21 protein-coding genes and 1 pseudogene are annotated in these 19892 nt (G+C 61.2%); 13 read left to right on the plus strand and 9 right to left on the minus strand.

All coding sequences use genetic code 11. From position 1 onward, the window contains the following. Positions 1–38 precede the first annotated feature (38 nt). Positions 39–1670, plus strand: a complete 1632-nt coding sequence (gene groL, locus NLY42_RS01055; protein WP_286489010.1) for a chaperonin GroEL — start codon at positions 39–41, stop codon at positions 1668–1670. 643 nt (positions 1671–2313) lie between these two features. On the opposite strand, the gene NLY42_RS01060 is transcribed toward groL, so the two are convergent. Continuing rightward, positions 2314–3051, minus strand: a complete 738-nt coding sequence (locus tag NLY42_RS01060) for a helix-turn-helix transcriptional regulator (RefSeq protein WP_023755759.1) — start codon at positions 3049–3051, stop codon at positions 2314–2316. Between the two features lie 1390 nt (positions 3052–4441). On the opposite strand from NLY42_RS01060, the gene NLY42_RS01065 reads away from it, so the two are divergent. After that, positions 4442–4780: a hypothetical protein gene (locus NLY42_RS01065; RefSeq protein ID WP_245263590.1), complete on the plus strand. Its 339-nt coding sequence runs from the start codon at positions 4442–4444 to the stop codon at positions 4778–4780. 10 nt (positions 4781–4790) lie between these two features. Here the strand turns inward: NLY42_RS01065 and NLY42_RS01070 are convergent, their stop codons facing one another. The 4 genes and pseudogenes from NLY42_RS01070 to NLY42_RS01085 form a co-directional block, all read right to left on the minus strand. After that, complete coding sequence (locus NLY42_RS01070; protein ID WP_286489012.1) at positions 4791–5042, minus strand: hypothetical protein; 252 nt, start codon at positions 5040–5042, stop codon at positions 4791–4793. Between the two features lie 264 nt (positions 5043–5306). Beyond that, complete coding sequence (locus tag NLY42_RS01075; RefSeq protein WP_023755762.1) at positions 5307–5585, minus strand: hypothetical protein; 279 nt, start codon at positions 5583–5585, stop codon at positions 5307–5309. Between the two features lie 8 nt (positions 5586–5593). Then, positions 5594–6277 (minus strand): acyltransferase family protein, encoded by a 684-nt coding sequence (locus tag NLY42_RS01080; RefSeq protein WP_280800267.1) that lies wholly within the window; start codon positions 6275–6277, stop codon positions 5594–5596. Between the two features lie 104 nt (positions 6278–6381). Then, positions 6382–6678 (minus strand): annotated as a pseudogene (locus NLY42_RS01085) (acyltransferase family protein); the annotation flags it as partial. 43 nt (positions 6679–6721) lie between these two features. Between NLY42_RS01085 and NLY42_RS01090 the strand changes: the two are divergent. From NLY42_RS01090 to NLY42_RS01100, 3 genes are read left to right on the plus strand one after another with little or no spacing between them, the layout of a single operon-like run. After that, complete coding sequence (locus NLY42_RS01090) at positions 6722–7312, plus strand: hypothetical protein (RefSeq protein WP_023755763.1); 591 nt, start codon at positions 6722–6724, stop codon at positions 7310–7312. A gap of 58 nt (positions 7313–7370) precedes the next feature. Continuing rightward, positions 7371–7880, plus strand: a complete 510-nt coding sequence (locus tag NLY42_RS01095) for a hypothetical protein (protein ID WP_023755764.1) — start codon at positions 7371–7373, stop codon at positions 7878–7880. A 1-nt stretch (position 7881) separates the two neighbouring features. Continuing rightward, the gene (locus NLY42_RS01100) at positions 7882–8580 is read left to right on the plus strand and encodes a transglycosylase SLT domain-containing protein (RefSeq protein ID WP_198022223.1); all 699 of its coding nucleotides are present in this window, start codon (positions 7882–7884) and stop codon (positions 8578–8580) included. Between the two features lie 45 nt (positions 8581–8625). Here NLY42_RS01100 and NLY42_RS01105 read toward each other — a convergent pair whose 3' ends face one another. Both NLY42_RS01105 and NLY42_RS01110 read right to left on the minus strand, forming a co-directional pair. Continuing rightward, positions 8626–8958 carry a hypothetical protein gene (locus NLY42_RS01105; protein ID WP_023755766.1) on the minus strand — a complete coding sequence of 111 codons (333 nt, stop codon included), beginning with the start codon at positions 8956–8958 and terminating at the stop codon, positions 8626–8628. Between the two features lie 144 nt (positions 8959–9102). Continuing rightward, positions 9103–9555: a helix-turn-helix domain-containing protein gene (locus NLY42_RS01110; protein WP_023755767.1), complete on the minus strand. Its 453-nt coding sequence runs from the start codon at positions 9553–9555 to the stop codon at positions 9103–9105. A gap of 643 nt (positions 9556–10198) precedes the next feature. Between NLY42_RS01110 and NLY42_RS01115 the strand changes: the two genes are divergently transcribed. The 8 genes from NLY42_RS01115 (at position 10199) to NLY42_RS01150 (ending at position 18096) form a co-directional block, all read left to right on the plus strand. Further along, complete coding sequence (locus tag NLY42_RS01115; protein ID WP_023755769.1) at positions 10199–10540, plus strand: hypothetical protein; 342 nt, start codon at positions 10199–10201, stop codon at positions 10538–10540. 642 nt (positions 10541–11182) lie between these two features. After that, the gene (locus NLY42_RS01120) at positions 11183–11935 is read left to right on the plus strand and encodes a DUF7146 domain-containing protein (protein ID WP_031193865.1); all 753 of its coding nucleotides are present in this window, start codon (positions 11183–11185) and stop codon (positions 11933–11935) included. A gap of 376 nt (positions 11936–12311) precedes the next feature. After that, the gene (gene msuE, locus NLY42_RS01125; protein WP_023755772.1) at positions 12312–12953 is read left to right on the plus strand and encodes an FMN reductase; all 642 of its coding nucleotides are present in this window, start codon (positions 12312–12314) and stop codon (positions 12951–12953) included. 78 nt (positions 12954–13031) lie between these two features. After that, positions 13032–13964, plus strand: coding sequence for a TauD/TfdA dioxygenase family protein (locus tag NLY42_RS01130; protein ID WP_023755773.1), 933 nt, complete (start codon positions 13032–13034; stop codon positions 13962–13964). Positions 13965–14012: 48 nt separating this feature from the next. Next, positions 14013–15362 (plus strand): LLM class flavin-dependent oxidoreductase, encoded by a 1350-nt coding sequence (locus tag NLY42_RS01135; protein WP_023756611.1) that lies wholly within the window; start codon positions 14013–14015, stop codon positions 15360–15362. 42 nt (positions 15363–15404) lie between these two features. Further along, entirely contained in the window at positions 15405–16253 is an 849-nt protein-coding gene (locus tag NLY42_RS01140; RefSeq protein WP_023755437.1) for an ABC transporter permease, read from the plus strand. 54 nt (positions 16254–16307) lie between these two features. Beyond that, positions 16308–17306 carry an ABC transporter substrate-binding protein gene (locus NLY42_RS01145; protein WP_023755436.1) on the plus strand — a complete coding sequence of 333 codons (999 nt, stop codon included), beginning with the start codon at positions 16308–16310 and terminating at the stop codon, positions 17304–17306. A 25-nt stretch (positions 17307–17331) separates the two neighbouring features. Next, on the plus strand, positions 17332–18096 hold the full coding sequence (locus NLY42_RS01150; RefSeq protein WP_023755435.1) for an ABC transporter ATP-binding protein: 765 nt from the start codon (positions 17332–17334) through the stop codon (positions 18094–18096). Positions 18097–18274: 178 nt separating this feature from the next. Here NLY42_RS01150 and NLY42_RS01155 read toward each other — a convergent pair whose 3' ends face one another. Both NLY42_RS01155 and NLY42_RS01160 read right to left on the minus strand, forming a co-directional pair. Beyond that, a complete protein-coding gene (locus NLY42_RS01155) occupies positions 18275–18757 on the minus strand; it encodes an RES family NAD+ phosphorylase (protein ID WP_023755434.1) in 483 nt (160 codons plus the stop codon). Continuing rightward, on the minus strand, positions 18754–19185 hold the full coding sequence (locus NLY42_RS01160) for an Xre family toxin-antitoxin system antitoxin (RefSeq protein WP_023755433.1): 432 nt from the start codon (positions 19183–19185) through the stop codon (positions 18754–18756). Before NLY42_RS01160 ends, NLY42_RS01155 begins: the two co-directional genes overlap by 4 nt. Positions 19186–19892 lie beyond the last annotated feature (707 nt).

Raw genomic sequence — 19892 nt, forward strand, 5'->3', positions numbered from 1 at the left:
CCAATCTGAATTTCGGGCGAAATGCCCAGGAGTAAAAAATGGCTGCCAAAGACGTAAAATTCTCCTGTGATGCCCGCGAGCGCATGCTGCGCGGCGTCAACATCCTCGCCGACGCGGTGAAGGTCACGCTCGGCCCCAAGGGCCGCAACGTCGTCATCGACAAGTCGTTCGGCGCACCGCGCATCACCAAGGACGGGGTCACCGTCGCCAAGGAAATCGAACTTTCCGACAAGTTCGAGAACATGGGCGCGCAGATGATCCGCGAAGTTGCTTCGAAGACCAACGACATCGCCGGTGACGGCACCACAACCGCGACCGTTCTGGCGCAGTCGATCGTCCAGGAAGGCAACAAGGCCGTTGCCGCCGGCATGAACCCGATGGACCTGAAGCGCGGCATCGATCTGGCCGTGACCGAAGTCGTCGCGGCGCTCGGCAAGGCTGCCAAGAAGATCAAGACCTCCGAGGAAGTCGCCCAGGTCGGCACGATCGCCGGCAATGGCGACGAGTCGGTCGGGAAGATGATCGCCGAAGCGATGCAGAAGGTCGGCAACGAAGGCGTCATCACGGTTGAGGAAGCCAAGACCGCCGAGACTGAACTCGAGGTCGTCGAAGGCATGCAGTTCGACCGCGGCTATCTCTCGCCCTACTTCGTCACCAACGCCGACAAGATGGTTGCCGAACTGGAGGACGTCTACATCCTCCTGCACGAGAAGAAGCTCTCCAACCTGCAGGCGATGCTGCCGGTCCTCGAAGCCGTCGTGCAGACCTCGAAGCCGCTGCTCATCATCTCGGAACACGTCGAAGGCGAGGCGCTCGCCACGCTGGTCGTCAACAAGCTGCGTGGCGGCCTTAAGATCGCCGCCGTCAAGGCGCCGGGCTTCGGTGATCGCCGCAAGGCCATGCTGGAAGACATCGCCATCCTCACCGGTGGCCAGGTCATCTCCGAAGATCTCGGCATCAAGCTCGAGAACGTCGGCCTCAACATGCTCGGCCGCGCCAAGAAGGTGTCGATCTCCAAGGAGAACACCACCATCGTCGACGGCGCCGGCAAGAAGGCCGAGATCCAGGGCCGCGTCGCCCAGATCAAGCAGCAGATCGAAGAGACCACGTCGGACTACGACAAGGAGAAGCTGCAGGAACGTCTGGCCAAGCTCGCCGGCGGCGTTGCGGTGATCCGCGTCGGCGGCGCGACGGAAGTCGAAGTCAAGGAAAAGAAGGACCGCGTCGATGACGCCCTCAACGCGACCCGCGCGGCCGTGGAAGAAGGCATCGTTGCAGGCGGCGGCGTCGCTCTCCTGCGCGCTTCGGCCGACATCAAGGTCACCGGCGTCAATGCCGACCAGGCCGCCGGCATCAACATCGTTCGTCGTGCGCTGCAGGCTCCGGCCCGCCAGATCGCGGCCAACGCCGGTGCGGAAGCATCGATCGTTGCCGGCAAGATCCTTGAGAACAAGGGCTTGACCTTCGGCTACAACGCCCAGACCGGCGAATATGGCGACATGATCGCCATGGGTATCGTCGATCCGGTCAAGGTCGTTCGCACGGCTCTCCAGGACGCGGCCTCGGTCGCCGGCCTGCTCGTCACCACCGAAGCCATGATCGCGGAGGCTCCCAAGAAAGAGTCGGCTGGCGGCGGCATGCCTGGCGGCATGGGCGGTATGGGCTTTTAAAGATCCACGCATCTCGACAATTTCGAAAGGGCGGCAAGCAATGCCGCCCTTTCTTCGTATCAATTGCGCGTTGTCGGCGACCCGCAAGCCGGGGTATGCCCGCCAAGGGTTATGCTTATGTTTGGACGGATACTGCCTTTTTTCCTGGGGCTAGCCTTACTGTCGGGCAGCGGCTGCGCGCACAGCGATGATGGTACGGTGATTATTCCGAGATCGCTTGATGCCAGGCGATTCTTTAACAAAGAGCCGACACGCCTGCAGCAGCCGCGGATCGATGCCAGCGTGTTTCCGGTTGCGCCACGAGGAGCCGGAACGGCTCGAACCGCGCCGGACGGCACGTCGCAAGACATCAAAGAGAGTCGTTTGGCGGGCCGCAAGTCCGCCGCTCTCCTCTTCCGAGCCACACAAGCCGCTTGTCTGCAAGAACATCAGTGAGCCCGGCAAGCGGTACCGTGTGGTTTGCGAATAGGACACTTGGTTTGGCCAGCATCCTACCCTTGGAGCGTCGCGGTGCCTTTCCGGATCAGGTTGTCCAGAGCGACGCCTACCTTCTTTCCCCATGACTCAGTCGTTCTAGCATTCCCAGCTTCACGAAACGGAACGAGTTTCGCCGGCGGCTTCCCGCGAAGCGCTTGGCTACCGATCAGAACAGTCTTTGAGAGAAAAGGCCGCGCTCTGCCGCGATCGCAACCGCATGGGCCAAGCTTTTGGCACCAAGCTTGGCCCGTGCCAGATCAAGATGAAATCGGACCGTGCGAGGGGATAGCGACAGTATCTCTGCGGTCCGTTTGACCTTCTCTCCCCTCGCGTACCATTTCAGGCATTCGATCTCTCTATCGGAGCAGACCGTCGGATGGCGGGGCCTTCCTTGGATTCGACCGATAGCATTGTGAAATTCACCGGCGAGATGCTGGAAGTCGCGAACCTCGGATTTGAGAAACGTCTGCCACGCCGCTGCGTTCTCGTTGCTCGTTACGGTCAGAATGCCGCGGTCGCCGTCGACCCCCCTAACCGGGAACGTGACGCCATGCTTCCCGACACCATGTTCCCTCGCTTCACCGAAGAACGTGCGCACGGGCTTGTCCGATAGGTCGATCTCCTTCCAATCAACCAATTTCACAGCACGCAGCCCATAGCGAAGCACGGGATCGATGTCGAAAAAATCCTTCTCGATGTAGCGTTTCACCCAGTCAGGCGAATAGGTGGTCACATAGAACGGCTTACTCGGTTCCTCGTAAACCGGCCTGACGGTAAGAAAGGCCGCCGTCTCAAGACCGTAACTTTCGACAATTGTGTTCAGAAGGTCCGCGGCGTCCGCAGGAGAGGCAACTGCGTGAATACCCTCCGTCACGTCGTGAAAATTTGAGTCAAATCTCGCCATATCCAGCTTATCTCCTTGCTATCGACGCGCCTCTCCAAGCCATTCGCGCGGCTATCGAACTAGGTTGCTCCTCGCTGGATTCCAGCGTCTCACGACCTGTCAAAAATGACAGGCAAAACCACCAGTATACATAGGTTGCAACCCGCATTATTCCAGATTGGATGACCACAACCCGGCGTGGAGGAAACGCCTTGGATACGATTTTACTTTGGTCGAACGATGTGGGTCGGCAGACCAACCCTACGCGTACCTCGCGCCGTGCATCACATCGGAGTTCCGGAACGGACGACCACGAAATTTGCCGTCTCTGCTCGGAGCTAAAACAATTAGACGCTGATCGGGTAGCTCTTTTTGCTTTCGTCCCCCCACCTGCGCCGGGCAACCCTGCGCAGAGTAGGCAGTTTTTCACAAAGCTGAACTCGATTACGGCTCGCTATTTAGCGCTCGAACAGCGGCTTCGAAAGGCTCGCAGCGATATCAGGCAAGGCCGCCCACAAAGCCGCTGAGTTCCTCCAGCGGATGCCGCTGCGACCGCCACGGCATAGCGCGCATTCAGAGTATCGATTGCCTGATGGCCCCGCGTCAACTCGACACCGAGGCCCTACCCGGCCCATCGGGCGCGGATCCGGATACGAGCACCCTCCTCCCCTCGCGGGATATGATTCAGAGACGCTTGCACAGCGATTTGCAAGATAGTTTACTGACTCAATGAATCTGACGAGGAGTGATCCACCAGCAATCAACTTTTGCTTCGTGCACCTGTCGCGGCGTCGACGGCTGCGACCTGGGCCAGACCGCGACGCTGGGAAAGCAGGCGTTGCCTTGTGGGGTTGTCGCCATGGCATGGCTCGTAACCGCCACCTTGAAAAAATGGCTTGTCTGCTCGCCGATCCGGAAAGACGAGGGCGTTGTGCAGCCAGCGAAATGGCCGACGTCGCCGGCGAAAGGCGGAAAACAGGCGTAGCCGTCACTCTCCCCGATGAACTCGATCGTCGCATCCCCTCTACGCCCAGATCCAGCGTCAGGCTCGCAAAACCCATCGCGGCATTTGGGCCAGCACCTTCCAGATGCCTTGGCTTCACCGGAAATTCTCACCTGCAAACCCATGACCCCCGAGCACGATATGCGTTCTTTTCGTCACATCCTCCACCTCGTCGCATCCGCGGCCTTGCTCGCCGGTTGCGCCGAGCGAGTGCCGCATGCTTCACATTCGGCCGGCCCCGTTTCGGCTACGGACTCCTATTGGAAGCCTGATCGGGTCAGTCGCAGCCGGCAAGAATATGCGCCAGACTGGGGGCGCTTCCCGCCGGTCATTACCCGGCGAGCCGGCTACCCAACCGAAGCTCAGGCGAATAGCGCCTTGCGCCGCTCGCATCGGAACTCCGTGCCTGTGCGCACGCTCATCACCAAGGAAGGCATCAAGACGATCTCCGTCCCCGCGGAAGCCCCGGACACGATCGCTGCAGGCGTTCGCGTCTTTGCCTGCCGGCCAGGAGCGCTCAACGGCTATACTGGCCGCGTGCAATTTTACGACGGCCCCGTCGTCGCCTGCGCTTCCGACCTCCTGTCTGCCGATGGTCGCGTGCTCGCCCGAGTACCCCTCAATTTCTACTACTGGCAGAAGGCTTGGCGCGTCCAAGACCCGAGGCCGTCCTACAAGTCTGTCCCGTGGGCCTATCAGGAACCCTCGCCGCCCAAGAGCAAGGGCTGGTTCGGCGACCGCTACTAAGCGGCGGCCGTCACACTGCCGCGTGTCGACTGGCCAGATGCGCACAGAAGCCGACGGCCAAACCAACGGCGCCGGCGTCGGCAAGATTGTCCGCGGGCGTATGCGAGGTACGCTGCGAGCGGCTTTTATGACGCTCCGGATGTGTCGTCACGCAGCGTGCCAATTCACCACCGCGTCTCTTCGTGCAGATCCCAGTTCGAAGATTGCGACGACCGTCTTCGGCGACTTCGAGCGTATTGCGTGTGGTCGCGCCAGCAGTCATGGCGACCTTCAGGCATGGAGGCCGCATCGCTCACCTCCGGGCGAAAAATCATGCTTCCCTATGCGAGACCGATCCTGTCGTTCGGCCAAAGCGTTTCGCAAGGCTCTAGTTCAATCTCTTTCCTGGCGAAATCAGTGTCAGTGCATGGCATTGCTGAAGGTCGTCCACGAAGATCAAACTGCGGGTATCGTGCATTCAGCATTCCGGGGATCGAGCGGCAGGCCGCACAGCCCCTCAAACATGGTAGCTACTTCGCGGTCGAAGTCATCTACCGGTCAGGTTCTGCTCTTCTGCTGGGAGCTCGCTTCGCACGAACACGTCCAGCACTTGCGCGATATCGACCCCTGACGGCGATCCATTGCGCACCAAACCCCTAGATACCGCCGAGCGCATGGCTCCAATGACGCAGCATGCCGCGACGAGCGCTGCCACGGCATCGCCGTCGGCCTCGGTCAAAAGCTGCTCTGCCAGCGCCCTCGCTCCTCGCGGAATTTGATCGACATCTTCACCACCGAGCGACCACTGACGATTTTCTTCCGTCACGGCAACACCTACCGGACTGTTCGATTTGACCATTGGCGGCCGAGCTGCCGGAGCGGATCTCCGATTGCCACCGTCAGCACATGAGACAGCCCGATCGCGACCGCGATCGAGAGCGTTGCCGTCGCCGGAGCGTCCAGGAATTGGCCAAGCGACCAGTTGAACAGCGCCAGCACCGGCAGATGGATCAGATAGAGGGCATAGGAGATGCCTCCCAAGCGGCGCAGCATCCGCCCCGGCCAGTTCACAGAACCATCCCGCAAGGTCGCCCTTGTCACGATCCACCCGCACATCAGCGCCAGCACGGCAGTCGCCACGCGATGCATCGCCGGCGGCAAGATCGCCAACATGAAGGCCGCGATCCACATCCAGAACGCCGCTTCCATGTTACCGATCGCCCGCAGGTGTTCCGCCAGACGGGGCCATGCGCTTGTGCCCATGGTTGCTCCGATCGCCAGCCCGACCGCGATTGCATCGATGCGGAACGTCCAAAGCGTCCCGCCCCAGGGCCGCAGCGTGAACGTCCCGACCACGAGAGCGAATCCGGCCAGCGCGACGAGTGCCCGCCGCGGTAGCAAGAACACCAGGAGCGGAGCCAGTAGATAAAATTGCATCTCGGCCGCGATCGACCAGAATGGCCCAAACGCAAAGGCGTTCCCGCATATCCTGTGGCGCCCCCGAAACAGGGCGCCCAATGCGCATTCGAGATGAAGGCGAATGCCGCCTTCGCGTCTGCAGGCTCAACGCCGCTTCCCGGGATGATCAACCCGATCGAGAGGATGGCGCCGACGCACCAGGCCAGCGGCACGATCCGCACAGCACGCCTGACATAGAAGGCGGAGGCCGCCTCGAGCGCACCGCGCTCGAGGCGCAGGCTTCGCAATGAGCGTTCCACCACCAGGCCGGAAATCACAAAGAACAGGTCGACCCCGACGCTCCACGCCGGCGCAAACAGCAGAGCGGCGACCTTCCCGCCTTCTCCGAAGACCGGCCCGACATGCGACAGCACCACCAGCCCGATCGCCAAGCCTCGCAATTCATCCAGCCCCGATAGGCGGGCTTTTTGTCCCATCCAAATATCACGCTCGACAATCATCACAACATTGATTTAATCATAGGGCACACAAGCGAGGCAAGGAATGCATGCACGCCTGACATTTGTCGCAGTCGCGGCTGCCCTGACATTCGCGCCCCACGCTTCGGCCCAGCCGCTCACGCATGATCCGAACGCCTGGCGCGCCGTCGCCTATGCCGATCTCGAGCTCCCGAACTCGGAAGCCGTGCACTACGCCTCCCTATGGGCCGACCGACTGAAGAAGAACAACCATGCCTACGCGGCCAAAGGCGATACACGCTTTGCGGTCGCCAACGCGCCGGCTTCCGAGAGTCACATCGTCGTTCGCAGCCCGGCCAAAACCGTCGTCCTCTCGGTCCTGCACACGCTCACCGGCTGCTCGCCGATCCGCACCGACCCTGTCGGCAATGCCACACTGAAACGATGCCCCATGCGCTTGGCGATCTACCAGAACAGCCGATCAACGGTCGCTGACGCTGGCTCCGGCTGTTTCATCGAATATGGCGCGCAACCGAATAACGTCCGCCCCGACATCGCTCGGAATGGTGCGATGGGTGCATATGATGTTCAAGCCAAAACCATTCGCGCCGGCATCGTATTCCAAGGTGAAATCGCCCAGGAATGCCAATTCCGGGTCCCTGTCCCGCAACCCTAGAGGAAGCAGCCCACGCCGTTGTGTTTCGGCAACCTCGATATCCCCAAGGAGCGCAATCATGATCGGCACGGAGAACCTGACGTTATTCAGGACACCAGCCAGCCACCAGCCATCGCCAACGGATCAATGCTTCCCTGACGGCGCGCGATGCGCGGCCTTGACCGCGGCTCCTGCCGGCGGCCACGGCGGGATGATGTTCCGGAGATCTGCCATGGCCAGCCGGACAATCTTCGCGACTCTAGCCGTCTTGATCTCGCCGGCAATCGCGCAAGCACTTGATCCGCTCAAGGCTCCGCAGGGATCATATGTAGCGTCCACGCACACATGTGCCGATCTCGACCAAGGCGTCGGCGCTCTCGAACTTGCCGAGTTCGACGGCGACGCAATCACCGTCGGCGCAAGCACCTGCAAGATAGCAGGCACCCGTCATGCAGACGATGCGTTCCAAGCCTCATGTACCGAGCGTGGCAGCAGCTCCCCGGTCAGCACGCCGATGAAGATTACGCGCCCATCCAGCGACGCGCTCTCCATCAATGGCACCATCTATAATTTCTGCCCGGGGAAGTAAGATGCTGCGTCCCTACCCAATACTCCTTTCCGCGCTCCTGGTCGTTGGACAAGCGCCTGTTTCGCAAGCGAATTCCTTTGACCATGATGCAAATTCTTGCGACCTCAATGACAACACAACCTTGCGTTCCCTTTGTACGAACGGAGCGGGTCTGCCGAGCTATCCGCCCACGCAAGAGATGATGGAGCGCAGCCCGAACATCGCCAATATGATTGTCGACGCCGCCAACAAGTATGGCGTTGATCCCAAGCTCGCTCTTGCCGTGTCCGCTCACGAAGGCGCGATGTCAGCATGTGCCGGCTCCTTCAGTGGCGTTCTTGGACCGATGCAGCTTACGGGGGCGACCGGCCGGGCCTACGGAATGGATCGGGGCATCTTGTCCGAAAACATTGAAGGCGGCGTACTGACGCTTCGCGATGCCGTCAAATCGTGCGGCGGCACGTCAAGTATTCGCTGCCTCGCCGATCGTTACAACGGCAGCACTGAAAGCCAGCGCCGTAACTGGACGAACGACGTAAACCGCCGCTATGCCGCCCTCAATTCGGCCGGCCAATCCATTCCTCAGGGATGCGGCGCGCAAGCGGTCTGCCAAATGGGACCAGGCGACTTTCCGACGCCCAACGGTGGTGACACAAAACTCGCTTCATCCGCTCCCGGTCCCGCCGGCAGCGACATCAACGTTGCCCCTGGTCAGGTGTGACGCCGTCTCCCCATTGAGGGCCATGCCCCCGTCGGCCCGCCGCCTTCAATGGGAGAGATTGCGCGACGAGAGCTTTACAAATCCCCGTTTCAGATGGCTTGCCAACTCCTGGCGCACATCATCAGGCCATTGCTCCATCACAACGCAGTTCACTTCGGCCGCAACCAGCGACCAGTACAGCAGATCCGCGTATTGTCCTTCGAACAGAGCCGCCACGATGAACTGTCCGATCACCAAGGTGATCGCCTCGGGCTTGCCTTTCTTCCGCAGAAATTCCGAAACCTCTTCCACCCATGGTTTCGGGTGGCAATCAACAAACGCCGCCGCTTCCTTATAGAGCGCATTGTCTCCTGCGACTTGCCAGATATTCGCTTGCATCGTGAACCCTTCAGCAAAATGATGCCTTTGCATCGACGCTGGCGGATTTTCTGATGCGAGTCAAAGAAATATACAATAGATTTTCTGCAAATCGTAGCAAATGAATCTACGCTGGTAGTTTAGCAGCTTCTACTTTTCTTGTCTCTACTGGTTTGCCCTGCGTCCCTTTTTGGCCGGAGGCAGCCGCTTCTTCTCGGAGGTTGCCCCAGCGGGGCTGGCTGCCTCTTTCAAAGAAGGTACACCACTGAACTCCGTCATCGAGCGCTTCACAGCACGCGTGGCCTCGATATGCCGCGCAATCTCGGTGAAGTTGAAGCCGAACGTCTCGATGTCCCGCTTGACGCTGTCGTCGTCACCAGTCCGACCAATGAGCGCCCACACCGGAACCTTCAGGTGCCTTGCCAGCCGCTCCAGGGTGACGAATGTCGGGTTCCCCTTCCCCGTCCGCAACTGGTAGAGCGTGCCGCGCGATAGCCCCGTAGCGTCGGCAAAACTCGCATAGTCCGGGTACTCGTTCTCGATTTGGCGAAGTCGCAGCGCGAGCAGGATCGAAAGCCAACCATCGCTGTCTTCTGTCTTGTTTTTAAATATCGGCACAGCTGCCCCCCTGCTTATCGGTCGGAATATGACGGCCATTTTTTGCAGAATGTCTAGTGCTCAGGGCTTGTAGCCGAAGCGATCACTCATTGCCCTATTAAAGTGTCGCGGCATCCTCCCCATACTCCCGCAAAGTGACGGCGTACAGCTTTTGACCCGCTAAATCGTTCCAGATGCGCGATAGCATTTGACGATCTGGCATGCCCTGTTGAAAATGAATAATTAAATGAATCCGGTTTGGATCTCGTGGTCCCTTACTAATGAATGTCGTGTGCCACCTCATCCGGAGGGACAACCCTGATCTCTGCCCTTGCGGCAGGCAGGCCCTGCAATCGTTGCCCGATACCTCTTCGAATGACCTGGTTGAGGTCGACCACAAGCGAGACCTCGACGCCGGTGGTTCTGGCGATTACACTTTAGACGGGCCGCAAGTCTTGCCCCCCGGGGCCAATCTCTATGCCTGTTCGAGATGGAAACGGCGCCGGGTAATACTCTGAAGCCGATACCGCCAAAAACGGCACCTTGCCCCAGCCGTCGAAAAACGCTTGATCCATGAGGGGCCATCCTATCTTCATTGATCATTATAATGACGATCGATCTGTGATATTATAATGATCGACATCGAAATAGGAGACTCGCCGTCATGTTCATGAGGTTCGCGTTCGCAATTTTCGCCGGCGGCGTGCTCGCTTTCTTCGCCCTGCCCGATCAGGAAGCCGGCCTTTGCATGCTCAGCTTTTCCACTGCTTTCTTGATCCTGTCCCTCGCCGCAGTCTGCGTCATCAAATTTCTAACCCACAGTATCGGACGTCATCGTCTTCGCTCGTCGTTACAACTGTCGCGCTGTGATGACGATCTTCCTTTGCATGACGCTGCAAAGTTCGAGCGCTCCGCCTGGTCAACGTCCGGCGTCAACCCCCAGGATCCGAAACTGGCCTGGCAGTACCGCGTCAACGATCAGCGCCTTGGCCGCTTCAAACTCTAACAGGCTCTCCTTGCCAGGATCTGCTCAATCACGCACAGAGGATCCTGCTCTTCCGTCAGGTCTGTGATCTCCTGATACGGTAGCCCCAAATGATAGGCTTGCGCAAGGCAGCGTCCCGAATCCCCCAAGGCCCAGACCGAGACGCCCAGGAACGCCGCCATTGTGCCGATCGTCTGAAGGTCGGGTTGCGCGTCCGCGCGCAGTCATAAGGCGTTGCTGCCCAGACACCACCATGCTGCGGTTCGCGTGCAAATGGTTCTCGTCATTACCTCATGCAACGGCTCCTGATCGCTAATCTCGAGTGTTTGCGAATGGCGCTCTCAGCGATGCAGGCTTGGGGCTACCTGGCCGAGGCGATCCTGCCGGCACGACGGCTAAGGCCTGGCCCTTGAAACGCCCCGGTTATTTCGCCGGAAATGTTCAACGCGCTATTACATTATTCTATTGATCCGATAGCGGCCTGGCGGCATTATCAGGTCCATGACAAAGGTGTCGTGGCCAAGCGCTGCGCAGGTATATCGCGCCTTAGGAGGATTCCCGGCGCGCGGCAGCTACTTGTGCCGTTGCCCAGTACCAAGTCACGGGCAAGGCAAAGGCGACCGCCATCCCTCCCTCTCTGTTCGTGACGGGGATTATCGTCTTATGCTGTACTGCTTTGCAGGCTGCGATCCCGTCGACATCGAGACCGCCATTGCGGACCTGGATTTGTCGAAGCGCGCGGCCGAGCCTCTGCGTCGTGTTCGTCCGGCGGCGCCCAAAACCACGGCAGCGGACGCGCTCGCGCTCTGGTCGAGAGCGATTGCGCTCGGCGGCACGCACGGCGAAGCTTATCTTGCCTCTCGCCGTCTGCCGGCGACGTTGCCAACTTTGCGCTTTCTGCCGGGTTATCGGTTGGGAAAGAACCGCTTTCCCGCGCTGGTGGCTGCTCTGCAGGCCCCAGACCGTTCGATCTGTTCGGTGCAGCTCACCCTCTTGCACCCGACACGACCAGAAAAGGCGGCGCTGGACGAGCCACGCCGCATCATCGGCCCGAGCCGGGGCTTTGCCTTGCGGCTCGCCCCAGCGGCCGACGTCCTTGGTATTGCCGAAGGCTATGAGACCGGCCATGCCGTAATGCTGCGATACGGCTTGCCCGTCTGGTGCTCACTGGGAGCACCACGGTTGCCATTTCTTCAGCTGCCCGAATGCGTACAGCGGATCGTCGTCTTCGCCGATCCGGACAAGCCCGGCCTCAGCGCGGCCGAACGCGTTCGCGAAGCCAACCCTGAGCGCCGGGTCCTCATTCATAGACCGCCCGACGACCGGGATTTCGCGAAGCTGTGGGAGGACGATCCGACGCCCGAGACCCTACCCTTGGATCTTCTGCTGCGCGAAACACTCGGCGCAGACACCTGAGCCCCTCGGCGGCCAGCTTGGCCATCAACTTTGATCACAAATTGGGCACCACTTGTTCTGGCGAAGGGTGCCTTCGAGCATCTAGAACCGGCACCAGGTGCGCGCCTATCTCTACTCGACACCCAAGCCTTGGCTTCAGAAGACCAGCGCCGAAGTCTTCCGTCAAAGGATACTGTCGACCACTCGGTGAAGGCGCTAACCCGCCTCGCTGCACAGTCGCTCAACGAGAACTCACAAACGCCAAAAGCGGAGGAAGGGAATTTTACAAGCCGCCACAAATACGCAATTCTCTTTCTCTATAGATTTTATATACATAACTATTCTGTCCCCTCGTCGCGGCTGCGGCCCGCAGTTTCAAGGAGAGGGACAGGACCAAATGACCAGACCCGCAATCGTCGGATTTTACGGCAGTTTCAGTTCTCCTTCCCGGACGCGCGCTTTGGTCGAAGAGATAGCGAGGCGAACGGCGCACCAATATGAGAGAAGCTTCGAGGTCATGGATATTGGGCAGTTCCTGCCTTCGCTCGGCGCCGCGCACCGCCTCTCCGATCTGGACACGAAGGCAAGGCGACTTGTTGACCATCTCCTGCAAGCCGAAGCACTGATCGTCGCAAGGCCGGTCTACAAAGGTAGTTACGCTGGCCTCTTCAAGCATTTCATCGATCTGCTGGAGCCCACCGCCTTCATAGGCAAACCGGTACTTCTGGCCGCGACCGGCGGCGGAGACCGACACGCGTTGATTGTCGAGCATCAGCTACGGCCCCTCTTCGGCTTCTTCGAGGCACGAACGCTGGCGACAGGGATCTATGCTTCAGAGCGCGACTTCGTCGACCAAACCTCCGTATCCCCGACACTGGCGGATCGGCTCGACCGTGCGATCGGGCAATTCGCGCCCTATCTGGCCTCGCGAACTCGAGACCAGTTGGTTTCGGATTCCGACGCGCCTCAGGCGGACATTGCTATCGCCCGGGGCCGGTGGCGCGCTTCGAACCGGGTTTCTAACGCAAATCTCGGCTGAAGCGCCTCCTCCAGCCCTGTCTGGATCTTCGAGAAATCGTCAGCCGCCGCCACAAACTCGATCCGCCTGGAGACTACCATGACCAAGCCTGCTTTCATTGATGCAACCATTCCGGAAGCCGATGTTGCTCCCCTCACAGCACGCGTCGGCGCAGAGATCAGCAACGTTCGTCTATCCGGTGATCTACCCCATGCTGTCGTGGTGGCGATCAACCAGCTTCTCCTGCGCCACAAGGTCGTGTTCTTCCGCGACCAGGGGCACCTTGACGATGCCGAGCAGGAGCGTTTCGCCCAGCGGCTCGGCGATTTGGTTGCGCATCCGACCCAAGGGGCAATCGTCGGCACGGCCTCAGTCCTCGAACTCGATTCAAGTCGCGGCGGCGGGCGCGCCGATCAGTGGCACACCGACGTTACGTTCGTCGACGCCTATCCAAAATTCTCGGTCCTGCGCGGCGTGGTCATTCCTTCGGCCGGTGGCGACACGATCTGGTCGAATACCGCCGCCGCCTATGAGACTTTGCCGCCAACGATCAAGCGCCTCGCCGACGATCTTTGGGCGGTCCACAGCAACGCCTACGACTACGCGGCGGTGCGACCGCGGGCGACAGAGGCGGAAACAAAACACTTCGACGAGGTGTTTACTTCTACGATCTACGAGACCGAACACCCGGTTGTGCGGGTTCATCCGGAGACCGGTGAGCGCACCCTCCTACTCGGCAATTTCGTGCAGCGGTTCGTCGGCCTATCCAGAAGCGACTTCCACCGAGTCTACGAGTTGTTCCAATCCTACATTACCGCACCGGAGAACACCGTTCGCTGGCGTTGGCAGCAGGGTGATGTGGCGATCTGGGACAACCGCGCCACGCAGCACTACGCCATCAACGACTACGGCGATCAGCGCCGGGTCGTCCACCGCGCCACTGTCGACGGTGACGTGCCGGTCGCGGTCGACGGACGACGCAGCGTCTCCCGCACCAAGGCAGCCAAGCCGGCGAGGATCAAGGCGGCCTGAACACGAGGGGACGTCTCTTCAACTGATGCGACAAGAGGGAATTTGATAATGTCCAGACAGATCAAGCTTGGCGCCTTCCTGCCTGGTGGCGGACAGCATATCGCCGCATGGCGCCATCCCGACGCGCCGGCTGACGGCGCAACGAATTTCGAGTTCCACAAGCAGCTGGCTCTGACCGCCGAGCGCGGCCTGTTCGACGCCTATTTCCTCGCCGACAATCTGACGGTCGGCCTCGGCGCCCGCGAAGGCGGCAACGCCAAGATCGCCTGCTTCGAGCCGGTGACGCTGTTTGCAGCTTTGGCGCCGCTGACCACGCATCTCGGCTTCATCGCCACGGCCTCCACCACCTATGAGGAGCCCTACACGCTGGCGCGCAAGTTCGCGTCGCTCGACCTCCTGTCGAACGGCCGCGCCGGCTGGAATGTGGTGACCTCGGCCGGCGACGAGACCGCCCAGAACTTCAACCGCGATGTCCAGCCCAACCATGCCGAGCGTTATGCGCGGGCGCATGAGCATGTCGAGACGGTGAAGGCGCTGTGGGACAGCTGGGAGGATGACGCCTTCATCCGCGACAAGCAGTCGGGCCGCTTCTACGACAAGGACAAGCTGCACGACATCGACCACAAGGGCGAGCACTTCTCCGTCAAGGGCCCGCTCAACGTGCCGCGCCCGGTACAGGGACATCCGGTGCTGGTGCAGGCCGGGCAGTCCGAGGATGGACGCGGGCTTGCCGCGCAGTCGGCCGAGGTGATCTTCACCGCTCATCAGAAGCTCGAAACCGCGCAGGAATTCTATCGCGACATCAAGGCCCGCGTGGCTGCCGTCGGCCGCGATCCCGACCAGGTGCTGATCATGCCCGGCGTGGCGCCCTTCGTTGGCCGCACCACGGAAGAAGCCCGCGCCAAGTATCAGCAGCTCAACGACCTGATCCTGCCGGAGGATGGCGTCGCTTTGCTCAACGGGCTGGCCGGCCAGACGCTCGACATCAGGGGCTATCCGCTCGACGGTCCGCTACCGCCGAGCAAGGAAACCGAAGGCATGAAGAGCCGCCAGGCGCTGATCCGCCAGATCGCCGACGAGCACAACTTCACCATCCGCCAGCTCTACCAGTGGGTGGCGACGGCGCGCGGCCACTACACCATCGTCGGCAGCGCCACTGAGGTGGCCGACCTGCTGGAGGAATGGTTCACCAGCGAGGCGGCCGACGGCTTCAACATCCTGCCGCCCTGGCTGCCCGGCGCGCTCGACGACTTCGTCGACCTTGTCATCCCGGAACTGCAGCGCCGCGGCCTGTTCCGCACCGCTTACGAAGGCAGGACGCTGCGCGAGAACCTTGGCCTCAGGCGGCCGGAAAACCCGTGGACAACAGCCCGCTCGACCGTACTGGCCGCCGAATAGTCCTCCGACGCGCCAACCATCTTTCAGGGAAAGGGCAAGACGATGACTTTGCAGCACATCGAGCGGCCAATCACGATCGGCGCACGCCGCAGCGCAACCGGCCTAGACACCGACTTCCTGCGACCCGGCGGCCGGGCGGCCGTCCGTTTCCTATCGCGCTACGGCGTTCTTCTGGGGTTCCTGGCGCTCTGGCAGGTTGCGAGCAGCGTCGGGTGGGTCAATGCCGCAGTGCTGCCGCCGATCGACATGATCATAGCTGCACTCTGGAAGGGGCTTGCCGGCGGCAGCCTGCTTGGCGACATCGCCATCAGCCTGCAGCGTGCCGGCATCGCCTTCGCCGCCGCCGTCGCGGTCGCCATTCCGCTTGGCCTGTTCATGGGTCAGGTGCGCGCCGTCGAAACCGCGCTCGACCCGATCCTGCAACTGTTCCGGCAGACTTCGGCGCTGGCGCTCTACCCGGTGTTCATCCTGCTGCTGGGGCTTGGCGAAACCTCCAAGATCTTCGTCATCTTCTGGGCGACCTTGTTTCCGCTGCTGCTCAACACCACCAGCGGCGTCAAGGAAGTCGATCCGAAGCTGCTCGAAATGGCGCGCGTCTATGGCGCGACGCGCCTCACCGTGTTCCGCCGCGTCGTGCTGCCCGGCGCCGTGCCCTCGATCTTCGTCGGCTTGCGGCTCAGCGCCACCACGGCACTGCTGCTGCTGATCGCGTCCGAGATGATCGGCGCCAACAAGGGCATCGGCTTCCAGGTGATGAACGCCCAATACAATTTCCAGATCCCGCTGATGTTCGCGGCGATCATCATCCTCGCCGGCCTCGGCCTGATCGCCAACCAGGCGCTGGTTGTCCTGCAGCGGCGACTGTGCCGCTGGAGCAATCCCGTCAACTGACCAACCCTCTCAATCCAGGCCTGCCCCTCCTCTCGACTTAGGAAAGATCGGACCATGAAAATCACGCGTCGTTCCCTGCTTGCCGGTGCACCGCTTGCCGCCGGCATCATCGCCGCCGGCCTGCCCCGCTTCGCCTTTGCGCAAGCCGCACCCGTCAAGTTCCGCTACCTCGCCAGCCGCGGCAGCATTTCCCCGCACGAACTGGCCGCCGAGCTCGGCTACTACAAGGACCTCGGCATCGAACTGGAGAATGTCGGCTATGCCGCCGGCGGCCCGGAATCGCTGTTTGCGCTTGCCTCGGGCAGCGTCGACCTCGGTTCGGCCGCCACCGCCGCGGTGATCAACTCGATCTCCGGCGGCAACGACTTCGTCGCCGCCTATCCGAGCAACGGCATCAACAGGCAAGTCAAAAGCGTCTTCTACGTGCTCGAAGACAGCCCGATCAAATCGATCGCCGACATCGCCGGCAAGACCATCTCGGTCAACACGCTCGGCGCCCATCTCGACTATACGGTGCGCGAGGCCCTGCACAGCGTCGGCCTGCCGCCGGATGCCGCCAACCTTGTGGTCGTGCCCGGGCCGCAGCTCGAACAGACCTTGCGCTCGCGCCAGGTCGATATCGCCGGCCTCGGCTACTGGCAGGCGACCTTTGCCGGCGCGCTGGTCGCCAATGGCGGCGTGCGCGGCGTGTTCAACGACACCGACGTGCTGGGCGAACTCGCCGGCGGCTTTGTCGTCCTGCGGCGCGACTTCATTGCCGCCAACCCGGACGCGGCGCGCAACTTCGTCGAGCAGTCCGCACGCGCCTCCGACTGGTCGCGGCAGAATCCGGACGAAGCCCGCAAGGTGCTGGCCGACATCCTCAGCAAGCGCGGCGAAAATGGCGATCTCGCACGCTACTGGACCGGCTTTGGCCTGCGTGAAGGCGCGCAAGCGACCGACCGCGACATCGACTTCTGGGTCGCCGTGCTGGAGCGTGACGGACGCCTGGCCAAGGGCAAGCTGAAGGCGGCCGACATTCTGTATCGGCCAGGCGAAACCAAGACGAACTGAGAGCTGAAATGGACTGGAAGCTAAAATGAACGGCACCAACCGTGGCGGAGAGGTCTCGATCCGCGACCTCTCCAAATCCTTCACGCTCGGCGGGCGTCAGCTTGCCGTGTTGAGGACGCTCAACCTCGACGTCCGTTCCGGTGAATGCCTGATCATCGTCGGCGCCAGCGGCTCGGGCAAAACCACGCTGCTGCGCATCCTCGCCGGGCTGGAGGCCGCCGACAGCGGCGGCGTCGCCATCGACGGCAAGCCGGTTCACGGCGTCGGCGCCGAGCGCGCGGTGATCTTCCAGGAACCGCGCCTGCTGCCCTGGCTGACCGTGCTCGGCAATGTCGCCTTCGGCCTCGAAGTGCGGGGCGTCGCGAAGGCGGACGCCGAGGAGAAGGCCCGCTTCTACATCGCGCTCGTCGGTCTCGCCGAATTCGCCGACGCCTTTCCCCGGCAGCTTTCCGGCGGCATGGCCCAGCGCGTCGGCATCGCCCGGGCGCTGACCGTGCAGCCGGAGATCCTACTGCTCGACGAACCGCTGGGCGCGCTCGACGCCATGACCAAGATCGGCATGCAAGAGGAACTGGCGCGCATCTGGAGCGAGGAGAACGTCACCATGGTGATGGTCACTCATGATCTGGAAGAGGCGATCTATCTCGCCGACCGGGTGCTGATCCTGCCCAGGGAGAAAGGCGGCGCTGCACGGTTGATCGATGTCGACCTGCCCCGCCCGCGCGACCGCAGTGAAAGCCGGTTCGTGCGCTACCGTGAAGAGTTGCTGCGCGAGTTTGGCCTGCACTGACGGAAGTGAACGGATTAGCCCATCTCCATTGGCCGGTGTGGGAACCCTGCGGGATGGGCAAGAAAAGCCGCTGAGGAATGCTCAAGCGCGATCAGTCCTACGTATGAAACGAGGATATCTCAACGCTTTGAGCCATATGCGGTAGCTCTGGAATAGTAGGGACAGAAAGCCCCTCCCGTTACGCGCCAAACAGCCGCCGGTCCCAGTAGACAGGCTGGTGGAGACTCGTCTGGATACTTGAAAACTCCGGATGCGCTGGATTGATCAGCACATTGCTATCGAGACGCGCCACGACGCTCGGCACCAGCAGGATGACGCTGCGCCGTTCTAAACACCAGGTTTCGCCAAATCCCTTGCTCACCGTCGCCGGCATCGTGTCCCAGCCGGGCAGTGACGGCTGGGAAAAGACCTCATAGCTCAGCCCGCGCGGGATTGTGATTTCGATGTAGTGCTGGTTGGGCGGCAGTCGGCCGCTGCCATGCACCAGCTTTTCCAGGAGGGCCGTCGAATAGTGCTCGCTCGTGTAGATGATAGGGCTTCCGGGCGTGTTCCATCGCCCTGGTGCGACTGTCGAGCCTGTCGCGTCGAAGATCGGGTAGGTGCCGGCCGGATCGCCGACACGAAAGGACAATAGGGTGCGATCGAGAGTCTGCGCCGTCACGCAGCACTGCCATACTTCAGACCTCCGAGGATATCGACCACCATTTCGGCGCCGAACTCGCTGAGGATAACGATGTCGATCGGCCGCTTGTCCTCAATCATCGGATGCGGCCGAAACAAGAAATCGCGTGCTTCCTCTTCGTTCTGCCAGACATCGACAGCAAGCCCCCAGACCCGCGCCACACGGGCCAATCGTGTGCCCTCATCCGACGACAGGCGATGCGCCGTCTTGCGCCGCTCGTAGGTTGCTTTGGGGATCAGCCGGTATTTGAACTGAGCATCTCCCGGGGCAACGAGATGGGCAACGCGCTCGACCACCCCAATGGGAAGTCCATTCTCGATCCGGGAGATCAGTCCGAATGGCGACCGCGCCGCCACCTCCTTAGCAGGCAGCCCCAACACGTCGGCTACATTTCCGAACGCCAGCATTCCACTCTCCATTCATGTGAGGCACAATATAGCCTCACATGATGCGCCCTGCAAGTCCCTGCGTCAGCGCGAACCGATCCGATCACCCAGCGATCCTTGCTGTCACGCGTAGCCTTTGGCGCCCGCCAGCAGCATCAATCCTACCGACACCTCGCCTGCGTAGCCCTTCGAAAAGCGCTAAGGCGGCGAGTGCGAACCGCCTTGGTCGCGAATGATTGACACCAGGAAAAACGCGTTTCCGCCAGCGCTGAACAAGGAAGCCCGGAAGAAAGAATGGCCGGGCTCGGATACGGCCCGGCCAAAGAAGGTTAAAGCCTTCAGGGAGGAAAACCGTCCGGTGGAAATGGGAGGAAACCATCGAACGATTTTACCTGTTTGATCTTATTTCAACGCGTTAGCGACGAATGCGATTCCAAAGAACATATAAAACGGCAAAAATTTGTGCGCCACATTACAGAACGTCACAAGCGCGCGGTTCCGGTCTTGAGAGGTCACCATAGTGGCGTAGCTTCGTCGCATCATCCGGCACGAGGACATGACCGCGTGCTCTTCATGCACGCCATCGATGAGACAGTCTAAGTCGACGGATTGTCATCATGCTTCACCATCCCAGGCGGATCACGCCGCGGACGGCTACATCGCCGCCACAGCCGCTGCTTGCGGCTCTATGGTCGCCTACCTGAAACATCAGCCCATTCGAGTCTGCT

This window comes from Mesorhizobium sp. C372A, assembly GCF_030323245.1.
Taxonomy (GTDB): Bacteria; Pseudomonadota; Alphaproteobacteria; order Rhizobiales; family Rhizobiaceae; genus Mesorhizobium.

Bases quoted from the DNA above. Each gene is read 5' to 3' on its own strand.
- NLY42_RS01140 (WP_023755437.1), top strand. From the start codon at position 15,405: ATGACTTTGCAGCACATCGAGCGGCCAATCACGATCGGCGCACGCCGC.
- NLY42_RS01150 (WP_023755435.1), top strand. From the start codon at position 17,332: ATGAACGGCACCAACCGTGGCGGAGAGGTCTCGATCCGCGACCTCTCC.
- NLY42_RS01135 (WP_023756611.1), top strand. From the start codon at position 14,013: ATGTCCAGACAGATCAAGCTTGGCGCCTTCCTGCCTGGTGGCGGACAG.
- NLY42_RS01070 (WP_286489012.1), bottom strand. From the start codon at position 5,042: ATGACTGCTGGCGCGACCACACGCAATACGCTCGAAGTCGCCGAAGAC.
- NLY42_RS01145 (WP_023755436.1), top strand. From the start codon at position 16,308: ATGAAAATCACGCGTCGTTCCCTGCTTGCCGGTGCACCGCTTGCCGCC.
- NLY42_RS01100 (WP_198022223.1), top strand. From the start codon at position 7,882: ATGCTGCGTCCCTACCCAATACTCCTTTCCGCGCTCCTGGTCGTTGGA.
- NLY42_RS01090 (WP_023755763.1), top strand. From the start codon at position 6,722: ATGCATGCACGCCTGACATTTGTCGCAGTCGCGGCTGCCCTGACATTC.
- NLY42_RS01120 (WP_031193865.1), top strand. From the start codon at position 11,183: ATGCTGTACTGCTTTGCAGGCTGCGATCCCGTCGACATCGAGACCGCC.
- NLY42_RS01060 (WP_023755759.1), bottom strand. From the start codon at position 3,051: ATGGCGAGATTTGACTCAAATTTTCACGACGTGACGGAGGGTATTCAC.
- NLY42_RS01095 (WP_023755764.1), top strand. From the start codon at position 7,371: ATGATCGGCACGGAGAACCTGACGTTATTCAGGACACCAGCCAGCCAC.
- NLY42_RS01105 (WP_023755766.1), bottom strand. From the start codon at position 8,958: ATGCAAGCGAATATCTGGCAAGTCGCAGGAGACAATGCGCTCTATAAG.
- groL (WP_286489010.1), top strand. From the start codon at position 39: ATGGCTGCCAAAGACGTAAAATTCTCCTGTGATGCCCGCGAGCGCATG.
- msuE (WP_023755772.1), top strand. From the start codon at position 12,312: ATGACCAGACCCGCAATCGTCGGATTTTACGGCAGTTTCAGTTCTCCT.
- NLY42_RS01130 (WP_023755773.1), top strand. From the start codon at position 13,032: ATGACCAAGCCTGCTTTCATTGATGCAACCATTCCGGAAGCCGATGTT.
- NLY42_RS01160 (WP_023755433.1), bottom strand. From the start codon at position 19,185: ATGCTGGCGTTCGGAAATGTAGCCGACGTGTTGGGGCTGCCTGCTAAG.
- NLY42_RS01115 (WP_023755769.1), top strand. From the start codon at position 10,199: ATGTTCATGAGGTTCGCGTTCGCAATTTTCGCCGGCGGCGTGCTCGCT.